Annotated in this window: 9 protein-coding genes; 5 read left to right on the top strand and 4 right to left on the bottom strand. The window is 57.2% G+C overall.

What is annotated here, in order from left to right; genetic code table 11:
• Positions 1-3: 3 nt before the first annotated feature.
• Positions 4-750: a biotin--[acetyl-CoA-carboxylase] ligase gene (locus tag KJ624_01365; protein MBU2008490.1), complete on the bottom strand. Its 747-nt coding sequence runs from the start codon at positions 748-750 to the stop codon at positions 4-6.
• 68 nt (positions 751-818) lie between these two features.
• Between KJ624_01365 and mtaB the strand changes: the two genes are divergently transcribed.
• The 5 genes from mtaB to KJ624_01340 all read left to right on the top strand — a co-directional run bounded on the left by mtaB (position 819) and on the right by KJ624_01340 (position 8,482).
• Positions 819-2,051, top strand: coding sequence for a tRNA (N(6)-L-threonylcarbamoyladenosine(37)-C(2))-methylthiotransferase MtaB (gene mtaB, locus KJ624_01360; protein MBU2008489.1), 1,233 nt, complete (start codon positions 819-821; stop codon positions 2,049-2,051).
• Positions 2,052-2,295: 244 nt separating this feature from the next.
• Positions 2,296-3,312: a 3-deoxy-7-phosphoheptulonate synthase gene (gene aroF, locus KJ624_01355; GenBank protein MBU2008488.1), complete on the top strand. Its 1,017-nt coding sequence runs from the start codon at positions 2,296-2,298 to the stop codon at positions 3,310-3,312.
• 296 nt (positions 3,313-3,608) lie between these two features.
• The gene (locus KJ624_01350; protein MBU2008487.1) at positions 3,609-5,492 is read left to right on the top strand and encodes an FAD-dependent oxidoreductase; all 1,884 of its coding nucleotides are present in this window, start codon (positions 3,609-3,611) and stop codon (positions 5,490-5,492) included.
• A complete protein-coding gene (locus KJ624_01345; GenBank protein ID MBU2008486.1) occupies positions 5,489-7,741 on the top strand; it encodes a molybdopterin-dependent oxidoreductase in 2,253 nt (750 codons plus the stop codon). The genes KJ624_01350 and KJ624_01345 overlap by 4 nt, the downstream gene beginning before the upstream one ends.
• Positions 7,742-8,305: 564 nt before the next feature.
• Positions 8,306-8,482, top strand: a complete 177-nt coding sequence (locus tag KJ624_01340) for a helix-turn-helix domain-containing protein (GenBank protein ID MBU2008485.1) — start codon at positions 8,306-8,308, stop codon at positions 8,480-8,482.
• Between the two features lie 269 nt (positions 8,483-8,751).
• Here KJ624_01340 and KJ624_01335 read toward each other — a convergent pair whose 3' ends face one another.
• The 3 genes from KJ624_01335 to KJ624_01325 all read right to left on the bottom strand — a co-directional run bounded on the left by KJ624_01335 (position 8,752) and on the right by KJ624_01325 (position 13,252).
• On the bottom strand, positions 8,752-10,386 hold the full coding sequence (locus tag KJ624_01335; protein ID MBU2008484.1) for an acetolactate synthase large subunit: 1,635 nt from the start codon (positions 10,384-10,386) through the stop codon (positions 8,752-8,754).
• Between the two features lie 158 nt (positions 10,387-10,544).
• Complete coding sequence (locus KJ624_01330) at positions 10,545-11,489, bottom strand: discoidin domain-containing protein (GenBank protein ID MBU2008483.1); 945 nt, start codon at positions 11,487-11,489, stop codon at positions 10,545-10,547.
• Positions 11,490-11,770: 281 nt separating this feature from the next.
• Positions 11,771-13,252: a B12-binding domain-containing radical SAM protein gene (locus KJ624_01325; GenBank protein ID MBU2008482.1), complete on the bottom strand. Its 1,482-nt coding sequence runs from the start codon at positions 13,250-13,252 to the stop codon at positions 11,771-11,773.
• Positions 13,253-13,261 lie beyond the last annotated feature (9 nt).

Genomic DNA, 13,261 nt, shown 5'->3' with positions numbered 1-13,261 from the left:
GCACTATCCCTGGTGGAGCAGTCTGACCTCCCCGGCGGGGACCTCCACCCGATGGCCGTCCTTTCGCAATAGGAGAAGGCGGCCATCGGGGGTCACATCCTGGGCAACCCCCTCCTCCTCCACCCCCACCCCGATGACCTTTACCCTCTGGCCCAGGGTCTCCAGATAGCCCCTCCACTCCTCAAACACCTCCCTCCCCGACCTCAGCCCCCGGTATAGCCCGTCCAGTTCCTCCAGCAGGACCTCCAGGGTCTGTCCCAGGCCCACCCCCCGGCCCAGCTCCCGGGAAAGGCTGGTGGCAGTGTCTGAAATCTCGGGGTATCTCTCGGGGTCCAGGTTCACATTGAGGCCGATGCCAACGACGGCGTATTCCAGGACCTCCCCCCGGAAGGAGGTCTCCACCAGGATGCCAGCGACCTTTTTCCCTCCTATCAAGACATCATTGGGCCACTTGAGCCGGGCGGGGAGGCCGAAAAGCCTCTCCAGCACCCGCACCAGCGCCACCGAGGCCAGCATGAGCAGGGAAGGGAGCTGGGGAAGGGTGGGACGGAGCACGATGGAGAGGAACAGGCCACCTCTCGGGGAAACCCAACCCCGCCCCCTCCTGCCCCGGCCTGAGAGCTGTTCATCGGCCCACACCACCATCCCCTCCTCACCCCCGCGCCGCGCCTCCCGGGCCGCCACCTCCATGGTGGAAGGAAGGCCGGAGTAGTGGAGGAGCCTTCTCCCTATGATCCGCTCCTCAGCCATAGTCTGGGTAGATTCTAACAAAAGCAGGCCAGCTTGTCCCCCTTCCTTCTCAAACATATAATGGGGCGATGGCCGGGATATCCCTTATCACCCTGGGCTGCAAGCTGAACCAGGCGGAAGGCGAGGAGCTCTGCCGACGTCTGGAGAAATCTGGCTATGTCCTGGGTGGGGAGACGGCCCGGGCCTACATCGTGAACACCTGCACCGTTACCCGGGAGGCAGATGCCAAGGCCCGCCATCTCCTGCGGCGCGTCCGCAGGGAGAACCCCCAGGCCCTGGTGGTGGCCACCGGCTGCTACGCCCAACGGGACCCGCAGGAGCTTTCCGGGCTGGCCCACCTGGTGGTGCCCCAGGAGGAGAAAGAAAGGCTCCCGGAACTTCTGGCAGGAATAGTCCCACCCTCAGGGAGCAGCCCTCCCCATCCCCACCACCGGACCCGGGCCCTGGTGAAGGTGCAGGACGGATGCAACCTGCACTGTAGCTATTGCGTCGTGCCCGCCATCCGGGGGCGGGAGAGAAGCCTCTCCCCTGAGGCTATCCTCCGGGAGGTGAAGGCCCGGGAGGAGGAGGGCTACCGCGAGGTGGTCCTCACCGGGACCCGGGTGGGGGCCTACCGCTGGAACGGCACCTCCCTTCCCGGCCTCCTGGCCCAGGTCCTGAGGAAGACCCGGATTGGCAGGGTGCGCCTCTCCTCCCTCCAGCCGCAGGAGATAGGGCCGGAGCTTCTCTCCCTCCTGCAGGACCCCCGCCTCTGCCCCCACCTGCACCTTCCCCTCCAGAGCGGGAGCGACCGGGTCCTGGAGGCCATGGGGAGGCCTTATACCTTCCCTGAATTCGCCTCAAAGGTGGAGGCCCTGCGCCGGGAGGTGGCGGGGCTGGCCATCACCACCGACATCATGGTGGGCTTCCCCGCGGAAGGGGAGAGGGAATTTGAGGAGAGCCTCACCCTGTGCCGGGAGCTGGGCTTTGCACGCATCCATGTCTTCCCCTACTCCCCCCGCCCCGGTACCAGGGCCGCGGCCCTCCCCCCGGGGCTGGAAAAGGCCCAGCAGGCCCGTGTCCAGAAGATGCTCCTCCTGGCGGAGGAATGCTTTGCTGCCCATAGAGAGAGGTTCCTGGGGCAGGAGATGCCCGTGCTCTTTGAGAAGAGGGAGAGAAAGGGGGTGTGGACGGGCCATACCCCCAGCTACCTCCGCGTCTTCGCGCGGAGCCAGGAGCCCCTGGCCAACCAGGTGCGCCGGGCCCGGCTGGCGGGCCTTCACCCTCAGGGGCTGTGGGGGGAGCTTCAGCCCCCTTCCTGAAGGGCCTGCCCCGGCCCCTGGAAGAGGGTGGAGTCCCCAAGAACGTGGGACTGGGCTACTGAACAACGATGAAACAGTTGCAGAGATTTTTTGACGTGGCTTTTCCTCCTTGTGAGACCAGGGATTAGCTTGACGGCTAGAACCTGGGTGTAATATTATCGCTAATGCTGACGTGTGGATGTGGACAGCTTGGTGAGAAACTGAAACGGGAAATTCGACTCGTATGGGGGTACAGTAGGACGCCATGATTGTAGAAATGAGAATGGGGGCCACCCCAGAAGAGATAGATGGTGTAGTGCAGAAGGCCAAGTCGCTGGGACTAGACGTCCAGCTGAACGTTGGCACTAACAAAACGGTGGTCGCCGTATTGGGAAGCAGTACAGGGCAATTGTCTACAGATATTCTTGCCGTGCTCCCTGGGGTGGAGAAAGTAACCCGGATTATGAAGCCCTACAAGCTTGCCTCCAGGGAATTCAAGGCGGAGGACAGCCTGGTTTCCGTAGACGGTATTCAGATTGGGGGCAGGCGCGTTGTAGTAATGGCAGGGCCTTGTGCTGTCGAGAATGAAGAGCAACTCATGAAGGCAGCCAAGATAGTGAAAGAGTCGGGGGCCTGTATTTTGCGCGGTGGTGCCTTCAAACCGCGTACCTCTCCTTTCAGCTTTCAGGGCTTAGAGAAAGCAGGCCTGGAATTGCTGGCGCGGACCAGCGACAAGTGGGGTTTGCCAGTGATTACCGAACTGGTAGACCCCCACGATGTCAGCATGGTATCTAAGTATGCTGACATTCTCCAAATTGGTTCTCGAAATATGCAGAACTTTGCCCTGCTATCTGCTGTTGGCAGGAGCAGGTACCCTGTAGTGTTGAAGCGTGGATTCTCGTGCACTGTTACCGAGTGGCTGACAGCGGCCGACTACATACTGGCAGGGGGAAACAACAGGGTTATTCTCTGTGAGAGGGGAATCAGAACATTTGAGGACAGCACTCGCTTTTCTCTGGATATTTCTTCTATACCGGTAGTCAAGAGATACAGCCACTTGCCGGTCATTGTTGACCCCAGCCACGCCGCTGGCCACTACTCGCTGGTTCCAGCGATAGCCAAGGCCGCTGTGGCTGCCGGCGCCGATGGGCTTCTTATAGAGGTTCACCCCAACCCGAAGGAAGCCCTGGTGGATGGCCTTCAGTCTCTCACACCATCAGATTTTGCCAGGTTGATGGAAGAACTCAAGTCAATTGCCAATTCAGTGGGCAGATATATCTAGACTGCACCTGCCTTGGGAGGCTCGCCAGGGCTGAGCGGCCTGTTGCGGCGGCCTGCAGGAGTGCCAGTTTTTGGGGAAGAGTCTGAGGTGCCAGAGACAATCAAGGCTCAGAAACTAGCCTGGAGCAAGGGAGTTAAGGAGCAACTATGCAAAAGGGTTTCTACTTTGACCAGACCAGGTGCATCGGGTGCTTTACCTGCTGCGTAGCATGTAAAGACTGGCATGATATACCTGCCGGGCCAGCTCATTGGCGGAGAGTAATTCCGTTTGAGGGAGGCAAATTCCCTCAGCCCTTCTTGGCCTACCTTTCCACCACATGCTGCCATTGCAAGGACCCTCTCTGCGCCGTAGTCTGTCCCGCGCAAGCGATAACCAAGAGAGAAGCTGACGGCGTAGTCGTAGTGGACAGGGGAAGGTGTCGGGAAAGCGCGCGCTGCGGCATAACTGCCAGCAACGGAAATGGCGAAATAGATGTATCTTCGTGTGAGGTAACCTGCCCCGCCCATGTGGATGTACCGGGCTATATCGCCTTGATTAGCAAGGGCAGGTTTAAGGAAGCTTTAGATTTGATGAGGGAGAAACTGCCTTTGGTTGGCGTTTTGGGCAGGGTGTGCTCCCGGCCGTGTGAAACGGCGTGCAAGAGAAGCGAAGCCGATGAGTCCCTGGCCATCAGAGACCTCAAACGATTTGCTTATGACGCCGTAGCTGACGAGGAGACGCCTCCTCTTCCCAGACCAGAAGGCCAGAGTGTGGCCATTATTGGCTCAGGGCCAGCAGGGCTTTCCGCGGCCTACGACCTCATAAGAAAGGGCTACAAGGCTACAATCTTTGAGGCACTCCCTGTTATAGGGGGCATGCTCGCGGTCGGTATTCCTCGCTATCGCCTGCCGAGACAGGTGCTAAACCGTGACATCAGGTATCTTGAAGGTTTGGGGATACAAATCAAGACCGGCACGGCTATAGGTAAAGACATGACTTTGGACGACCTTTCTCGCCAGGGCTACGAAGCCATCTTCATTGCAGTGGGGGCCCACAAAGGGCATAAGCTACCCATTCCTGGCGCTGAAGCTAGCAATGTCCTGGTAGGTAGCGCATTCCTGCGCCACGTAAACCTGGGCAACAAGACAAAGCTGGGGAAAAGGGTTTTAGTGCTTGGAGGTGGCAATGTAGCCATTGATTGTGCTCGCGTGGCTCTTCGCCTGGGGGCACAAGAGGTGGCAGTGGCATGCCTCGAGTCCCGAGAAAAGATGCCGGCCATGCGCTCCGACATTGCTGAAGCTGAAGAGGAGGGAATCGTCATCTACCCCTCGCTTACCTTCAACAGGATTGTCTGCCAGGACAGTAATGCCACTGGCGTCGAGTGCCTTAGGTTGCAGCGGATGGAGTTTGACAAGGATGGGAGGCTGCACATCAAGGCCATTGAAGGGTCCGAGCATGTCTTGTCAGTGGACACAATCATATTCGCCATCGGGCAATCTCCAGACCTGGCCTCACTCTTGGCAGGCACAAACATCAAGGTAACAAGGAAGGGCACCATCGCCATAGACCCGGAGACTCTGGAAACCAGCCATCCTGGCATCTTCGCCGGGGGAGATGCAGTCACAGGAACGGCCTGGATTATTGATGCTGTTGCTGCTGGCCAAAGGGCTGCACACTATATCGACCGCTATCTGAAGGGAGAGGTTCTGAAAGAGAGCCGCATAGATGTCCCCCTCACAGCCGCTGATATCAAGGTTGAGATACCGGCTGACCTGCTCAAGGAAAAGCGGCAAGATATGCCTAAGCTTACAGCGCAGGAGAGGGTCCGCAGTTTCAGTGAGATAGGGCGAGGGTACGCTGAGGAGAAGGCCATTGCCGAAGCCAAGAGATGCATGAACTGTGCCGGCAGGCTCTGCCTCAGAGCATGCCCTTATCATGCCCCGCAGTTTGGAGCCGAAAACGGGGCCAAGATGCAGAAATGTGACTTCTGTCTGGACAGGCTGGAACAGAACAAGAATCCTATCTGCGTAGATGCCTGCATTATGCGGGCCCTGGACACTGGCGCGATGGAAGAACTGAGGGCAAAATACGGAGATACTCAAGAGGCCGTCGGTTTCGCGTATTCATCAACCACAATGCCGTCAATCATATTCAGACCAAAACATCTGCCGAAGAAGACACTTGAGGAGAGGAAGAAATGAGCGAGAATAGCAGACAAACAGAGCAAAATGATAGCATCATCTATACTGCATGTAATAGCCATTGTGGTGGAGCCTGCCTCCTCAAAGTCCACGTCAAAGACGGCGTGGTCACCAGGATCGAGACTGATGACGGCGAAGAGCCTCAATTCCGGGCCTGCCTTAGATGTCGCTCTTTCCGGCAGCGTCTGTATGCGCCAGACCGCCTCAAGTACCCCATGAAGAGGGCCGGGAGCAGAGGGGAGGGGAAGTTTGAGCGCATCTCCTGGGACGAAGCCTTCTCTACTGTGGCTAAGGAACTGATACGGGTCAGAGATACCTACGGCCCAGCATCCATCATTTTCTTCTGTTCACTGGCCGATATCCATGTCCTCCACACTATGACGCCGATGCATAGATTGCTCTGCATGGCAGGAGGTTATACTCCACTTTGGGGTTTCATGTCCTATGAGGGTGGCGTCTTTGCCGAATGTGCTACCTACGGAACGGCTATGACCAACAGCACCAGAGACGACCTTCTCAACTCCCGGTTGATAATAATGTGGGGGTGGGACCCCGCAGTTACAATCCACCGCTGTAACACGCCATACTATTTGGCCCGGGCCAAGGAGGCCGGTGCCAGAATCATTTCCATAGACCCAAGGTATACAGATTCCACAGCCACCTTCGCCGATGAATGGATACCCATTTACCCCTGTACTGATGCAGCCATGCTTATTGCAATGGCCTATGTGATTATCACGGAAAACCTCCATGACCAGACATTTATCAATAAATATACCGTAGGTTTAGAGAAATTCAGGGACTATGTTTTGGGCATTGAAGACAGCATACCAAAGACACCTGCCTGGGCGGAGTCCATCACCGGCGTGAAAGCAGATACCACCGCAAGGCTGGCCCGGCTATACGCCACCACCAAGCCGGCAGCGTTGATTGCTGGCATAGCCCCCGGGCGCACTGCCTATGGAGAGCAATACCACCGTGCTGCCATCGCCCTGTCGGCCATGACGGGCAATATAGGAATCAGCGGGGGAAGTTCCGCAGGCAGGTCATGGGGAGGTGAGCACTGGGGTGGGGAGATGGCTTTCCTGGCCCGCACAAAGGGGCGGATGGGCAGTCCCAGAAATCCGGTTGAGGAGGGATGGCCTGCTCGCAGGAATACGGTCAAGGCGCGCGGCTCCAGCACCAATAGCAGTGCAAAGATAAATGTCGGCCAGATAGCAGACGCAGTATTGAAGGGCAAGGCCGGCGGCTACCCTGCCGATTACAGACTCCTCTATCTGGCAAATACCAACTATGTAAACCAGATTCTCAATGCCAACAAGACTATTGAAGCTTTTAAGGCGGTGGAGTTTATCGCTGTTCAGGAGCAGTTCATGACAGCCACAGCCAAGTTCGCCGACATCTTGCTGCCGGTTAATACCTACTTTGAAAGAAATGACTTCACCAGTGGCGGCGCCACCCCCTGGTATGGCCTCGTAAACAAATCAGCAGAACCTTTACATGAATCCAAGTCCCACCTGGAGATAGCAGAGGGGATAGCCAAAGCAATGGGTATCAATGACTACAACGAGAAGACAGAAGAGGAATGGCTAAAAGGCATAGTGGAGGGGTATAGAGAGGTCTTTGCCAAAGATAAAGAAGGTTCTGATTACGAGACACTTAGGAAGAAGGCCTTGTACAAGTTTCCAACTGATAAGCCCTATGTCGCCTTTAAGGAGCAAATAGAAGACCCGGAGAATCGTCCCTTCCCCACTCCTTCGGGGAAGATCGAAATATGTTCTCAAGAGCTGGCAGACTGGAATGACCCTCAGCTTCCTCCCATCCCCAAATATATTGAGGCCTGGGAGGGCCGGAACGACCCTCTGGCGAAGAAGTATCCACTGCAACTGCTGACCACCCATCACCGTGCGCGGGCCCACAGTCAGTTTGACAACCTACCTTGGCTCAGAGAGCTGATTCCTCAACGCATGCAGATAAACACCGACGATGCCCGTGCCAGGGGCATCAGTAATGGCGACCTGGTTCGAGTCTACAATGATAGAGGACAAACAGTTCTCCCCGCTGAGGTTACCCAGAGGATAATGCCCGGTGTAGTGAATGTCCCCGAGGGTGCCTGGCATGACCCCGATGGGAAAGGCATAGACCACGGTGGCTGCGCCAATGTGCTGACCAGGGATGCCAAATCACCGGGTGGCGCCTTCTGCACCAACACTGCTTTGGTCCAGGTTGAGAAATGGGTAAAGGCATAGGGCTGTACGTCGTACAGCCACCAGCTCCCTCAGCCTCTCCCCCCCCGTTTGAGCACCTCCACCTCCAGCCTGGCCGATGCCGAAGGAGAGCCCCAGACCTTAGAGCCCGAGTTCATCTTCAAACCAGGGGTGCAGCGGCCCTGAAGGCAGCTTTCCATCTTCCTCAGGGTTGGCGAACTCTTTCTCTGATAGTGCCAGAAGGATGACTGCGGCGATACCCAGTAGAAATGCGGGGGAAATGGCAGCACAAATGGCGCCGCCAAAGGCTAGTCCCCCGTTTCTCCTGTTGATGGCAAAGATGCCACCGGCTGTGGCGACTACCCAAGGATAATAACAGGTATGGCTGACACAAGTTGGAGGCCATGCCATTCGTAGTTGGTAATGGCGGCAAATAGTATTCCGACAAGTAAGTCAGTAGCACCACAAACAATGCTGAGGATACCGGCCGCAATCGGCATCCATGTCTTGGGCCGGACGCCTGCGTCGGTGCTGGGCGTTGTGGTTCAGATTGGGGCGACGTTCTCATCTTGACTAATGGTAGCAGATGAGCTATCATATGATATCATGAATAGGGAATCGATAAGAGAATTGAGGCGCAAACTAGGTTTAAGCCAAGATGGATTGGCTCGTAGGTTGGGGGTTAGTGTCATCACAGTGAGGCGTTGGGAGAAAGGCACCTTCAAGCCGTCCCCGCTGGCGCTCTTAAGAATTGAGGAATTGACCAAGGAGACAAAACGGTGAGTCTCTCGCAGAAGTTCAAAATAATGCATAGGAGGCGATCGATGAAGACCGGAAGGGCCACCATCAAGACTAATAGGAGTAAAACAAAAGACCTCTTGCTTTGTCGCCCCAATTTCGTAGCTAAATCGGTAGACGCTAGCTTTGAGCCACCGCCTCCTGCGTGTGAAGCAGGCGCTCTAACCGCTGAGCTAACCGCCCAAGCCTTCGTTTGATTATATACCGCTCGCCTGGGACGCGTCCAGGAGGGAAGGTGGCCTCCCGGTCAAGGGCTAAATAGGGCAGACCAGCCTTCCCAGCTTCTCGGTGAGGCGCATGTTTTCCCGATAGTCCACGGGGACCTCGATGATGGAGGGCCGGTCCAACTCCAGGGCCTGAAGCAGGGTGGGGAGGAACTCCTCGGTCCGGGTGACGCGGAAACCGGGCAGGCCCAGGGCCTGGGCAAGAAGGACGAAGTCGGGGTTGGTGAAGGAGACACCGAAGGAGCGGCCATAACGCTTCATCTGTTTCCACTCGATCATCCCCAGCCCGCCATCGGCCCAGACCACCACCACAAAGGGTAACCCCAGCCGATTGGCCGTCTCCAGCTCCGCTGCCGTCATCATAAAGCCACCATCCCCCACCACCGCCACCACTTTCCTCTGGGGAAAAGCCAGCTTGGCCGCCATGGCCCCGGGAATGGCAATCCCCATGGAGGCGAAGCCGTTGGAGATGACGACGGTGTTGGGGCGATAGGCGGGGAAAAGGCGGGCCACCCACACCTTGTGGGCCCCCACGTCTGAGACAAGGATGTCCTCCTCCCCCAGGGCGCGGCGCAGGTCGGCGATGACCCGCTGGGGCTTCACCGGAAAGCTGGCATCAGTCCAGTACTGAGCTAGCTCCCCTGAGATAAAGCGCCGCAGGGTGGCCTGGCCCGCTGGCTCGGGACGGGGGGAACAGGTCTGAGCCAGGGCCAGCAGGCCATCCTTCAGCTCGGAGACCATTTCCACCTCAGGGTTGTAGTGGGCATCCACCCCTGCTGGCGTGGTATCCAGGTGGATGAGCCTCTTGGTCCGGCCACGGTTCCAAAAGCGGGGCTCATACTCCACAGGGTCATAACCCACGGCCAGCACCACATCGGCCCGGTCCAGGCCACACATCACCCAGTCCCTCTCGTGCAGCCCCACAGTGGACAGCGATAGCTCATCCCGGCAATCCATAGTCCCCATCCCCATGAAGGTGTTGGCCACAGGCAGGCTGAGGCGGTGGGCCAGGGTGGCCAGTTCCCGGCTGGCTTCCCGGCGGATGACTCCGTGGCCGGACAACACCATGGGGTAACTGGCCTGCTCAATGAGCCTGGAGGCCTCTTTCACAACGGTGGGGTTGGGCTGAGGATAGGAGATAGGGGTAGGGAAAAGGGGTTCTCCCTCGGCCTCCATCCCGGCCAGGTCCTCGGGCAGCTCCAGGTGGGTGGCCCCGGGCTTCTCTTGCTGGGCCAGCTTGAATGCCTTTCTTACCACCTCGGGAATGACCCCCGGGTTTTCAACGCGGGCATTCCATTTGGTGGCAGGGCGGAATATCTCCACAAGGTTGATGTACTGGTGGGCCTCCTTGTGAACCTGGGAAAGGGACACCTGACCGGTGATGGCCACCAGGGGAGAGCGGTCCAGGTAGGCATCGGCCACGCCGGTAAGGAGGTTGGTGGCCCCAGGGCCAAGGGTGGCCAGGCAGACCGCGGGCCTTCCGGTTAGGCGGCCGTAGACATTGGCCATGAAGGCCGCGCCCCCTTCGTGGCGGGTGAGAATGAACCGGATCCGGCTGCGGGAGAGGGAATCCATTAGGGACAAGGTCTCCTCCCCGGGGATGCCGAAGATGTATTCCACCCCCTCGGCTTCCAGGCATCGCACCAGCAGGTCAGCGGCTGTCATGCCTCGCCCATTCTAGCCCTTCGGGTATATTCTACGCAACGGCCGGGAAGCAGAAGCAAAGCCCCAGGATGACTTGCCTGGGAGGGCCTTCCAAATTATCGCCGACAGAGATGCAGCCTTCCACTTGGTCGGCGCGCCATCGGGGGCGGGATGAAGGCTCAGGGGTCTTTGCGGAACAGTTCAAACCCGCCCATGGAAATAAAATCAGGGTCAGTGATAAGAAGACGATAGTACCGGTATGGGCCTATATCATTGGGAAGTACAAATATTATCCAGTCAACGGCGTTGAGCTCCCCTTGGTTCAGCACTAGTTCGACCGCTGGGACCCACTCCTCTCTATTGTTACTGCCTTGTAAGACGGCAGAACCGCCTTTCCACAGATGTGTCAGATAGTCTGTGCGTGGCCTGATGCCTAAGGCAGCCAGAGTGCCCTCGCTCCTTAAGTCAACCAACACCCAGGCTTCGTCAGTTTCTTTCGGCAATCCAACGTGCCAGAAAGTAGCACCAGCAGCATCTGACAAGAGGTTGCCTTTACCATAGTTCTCCATGCTGCTGCTCACCTCAACCTGGCCAGGGAGCAACTCCACCTTGCGGTATCCGCTGAGGTCCCCTCCTTGCTTGCCCAACGCGGTTGGGAGCCCTGTCTCAGCATCTGCAGGCTCATGCCCTGGGACGATTGCGATGGCATCTTCAGTGTACAATGCAAGCCCGGCCATGGAGATGAAATCAGGGTCATTGATAAGAAGACGGTAGTACCGGTATGGACCGACACCCTCTGAAAGCATAAAAGATATCCAGTCTCTTCCATTTAGCGCATCGTGGTCTAGTCTGAGCTTGGCCAAAGTGTCCCATGCCTTGCTGTCATTGCCCCCCTCAAGCGTAGCGTTGTCTACTTTCCACAGGTGTGATAGGTGGTCCGAGCGGGGCCTGACCGCAATCACAACCAACTGCATCCCACTCCTCAAGTCAATGATTGCCCATGCCTGGTCGCTTTCCTTCGGGACTCCTATGTGCCAGAAACTGCCAGTATCCCTGATGAGATTCCCTCCTCCGTAGCCCTGGAATACACTGCTCACCTCAATCTGGTCATCGTTCAGCTCCACTTTGCTGTATCCGCTCAGGTCTGCCCCCTGTTTGCCCAACACCGTGGGGGGTGCTGGGGACCGAGGGAGTTGAGAAGAAGGAGACAGAGTTGGAGTCTGGCTTGGGGCTGGCTCCGGGGCTACAGTGGGACCTTCAGCTGTAGTCCGAGCCACCTGTTGAAGACAGCCACTCATCATCATTGTCATTGCCAATAAGAGTACCGTCAGAGCGACTAACTTGATTCTAGGCATCTCAAGGTACATCCTTTCTGTGGCCGGTCAATTTCGAGCCAGCCATGTTATTAGAGGTATTCCTTCTCGGTTAGTCGGGCATGTTGCTCCTCTGCAGAAGGGCGGGCGGGCTTGGGATGTGGTCCGAACACGCTGGGGAGAAAGGTCTTGGCGCCGTAGTACAGCTCAAGGAAAAAGGTACCTCTGGAAATGGCGATTCCGGCTCTTCTGAAAAGGTATTTCGGGTTAAGATAGAATCTCCGGTAGAAGAGATCATAATACTGCTCCAGCTTTTCACGGTCCAGCGTTGGATGCTGGTAAACGGCGCCGCCCCCGTGGAGCTTATACTCCCTCCAGTTCCGGCTCTTGATAAGCCCCTGCCTCTCCCACTCCCAGAATAGCCTGGCATCTGGCAGGGGCATGAGAATGGTAACCTTGGCGAAATCCGGCATCAGTTTCACGGCGAAGTCAATGGTCTTCTTCATGCTCTCCTCACTCTCGGCCGGCAGGCCCAACATAAAGAATCCCACGCTCTCCAGGCCGACTTTCTTTACCATATGCATGGCCCTCATGCTCTGCTCAAGGGTAATGCCCTTGGCAATTGAATCCAGGCAATCCTGGTCGCCACTCTCAAAGCCGATAGAGACCTGATACAGTCCAGCGCGTTTGGCCAAACGGAGGAACTCCTCATCGATGCATTCCACCCTGAGTCCCGCTGCCAGGTTCCACGGGAAACGCAACCTCTCCCTCAGTATCATTTCACAGATTGTCTTGGCCCTGTCCATGTTGGTGGTGAACATATCATCCACAACGCGAATCTCCTTAAAACCTAGACTCAGCGTGTGCTTGATTTCCTCAATCACTTTCTCCGGCGACTTAGATATAAACCTCCGTCCAAAGACCTTCTTGCCACAGAAGCTACAGTTGAAAACGCATCCCCGGCTGGTCATCAGGTCACTCATTGGGGTTTTCCTGGAAACCAGCCTGGAACAGCGGTATCGCTTCGCATCAAAGAGGTCAAGGGCCGGGAAGGGGAGTGCATTCAGGTCCTTGATGCGCTCCCGAGGCGCGGTGGATGATATCCCTTCCCCATCCTTGTAGAAGATACCCTTGATATCGGACAGCTTCTTCCCCTCAGCTATTTCAACCATTGTCTCATCGCCCTCGCCTACAACGGCGATGTCAAAGTCAGACTCCAGCAGCGTTTCCGCCGGCAGGGCTGAAGGATGTGGCCCGCCAACGACAAGCACCGTACCATTGCCAACCCTCTGCCTGATAGCCCGGCTTAGCTGGACTACCTCAGGATACAGCGGCGTTGTACAGGTTACCCCTATAATGCGCGACTTTGACTCGCTCAGCTTTGCCTCCAGCACCTGCCAAGGGTACTGCTCTATCCCCAGGTCAAGTATGGAAACGCCAGAGCCCTTCTCCCTCAGCATGGCCGCCAGGCAAGCCAGGGACAATACCGGATAGAGTTGCACATAGACGCCAACCTTTGTCCCCTTATAGGTTGAGAAAGCTGAAGGCGGATTGATTAGCAGCACGTCATGCATGAGTCCCTC

The sequence above is a fragment of the Chloroflexota bacterium genome (genome assembly GCA_018825785.1).
GTDB lineage: Bacteria > Chloroflexota > Dehalococcoidia > JACVQG01 > JAHKAY01 > JAHKAY01.
The sequence above is the reverse complement of the archived record's forward strand: the minus strand, read 5'-3'. Positions and strand labels throughout refer to the sequence as shown.

Coding starts and splice junctions, on each gene's coding strand:
- KJ624_01365 (MBU2008490.1), bottom strand. CDS start 750: ATGGCTGAGGAGCGGATCATAGGGAGAAGGCTCCTCCACTACTCCGGC.
- mtaB (MBU2008489.1), top strand. CDS start 819: ATGGCCGGGATATCCCTTATCACCCTGGGCTGCAAGCTGAACCAGGCG.
- aroF (MBU2008488.1), top strand. CDS start 2,296: ATGATTGTAGAAATGAGAATGGGGGCCACCCCAGAAGAGATAGATGGT.
- KJ624_01345 (MBU2008486.1), top strand. CDS start 5,489: ATGAGCGAGAATAGCAGACAAACAGAGCAAAATGATAGCATCATCTAT.
- KJ624_01340 (MBU2008485.1), top strand. CDS start 8,306: ATGAATAGGGAATCGATAAGAGAATTGAGGCGCAAACTAGGTTTAAGC.
- KJ624_01335 (MBU2008484.1), bottom strand. CDS start 10,386: ATGACAGCCGCTGACCTGCTGGTGCGATGCCTGGAAGCCGAGGGGGTG.
- KJ624_01325 (MBU2008482.1), bottom strand. CDS start 13,252: ATGCATGACGTGCTGCTAATCAATCCGCCTTCAGCTTTCTCAACCTAT.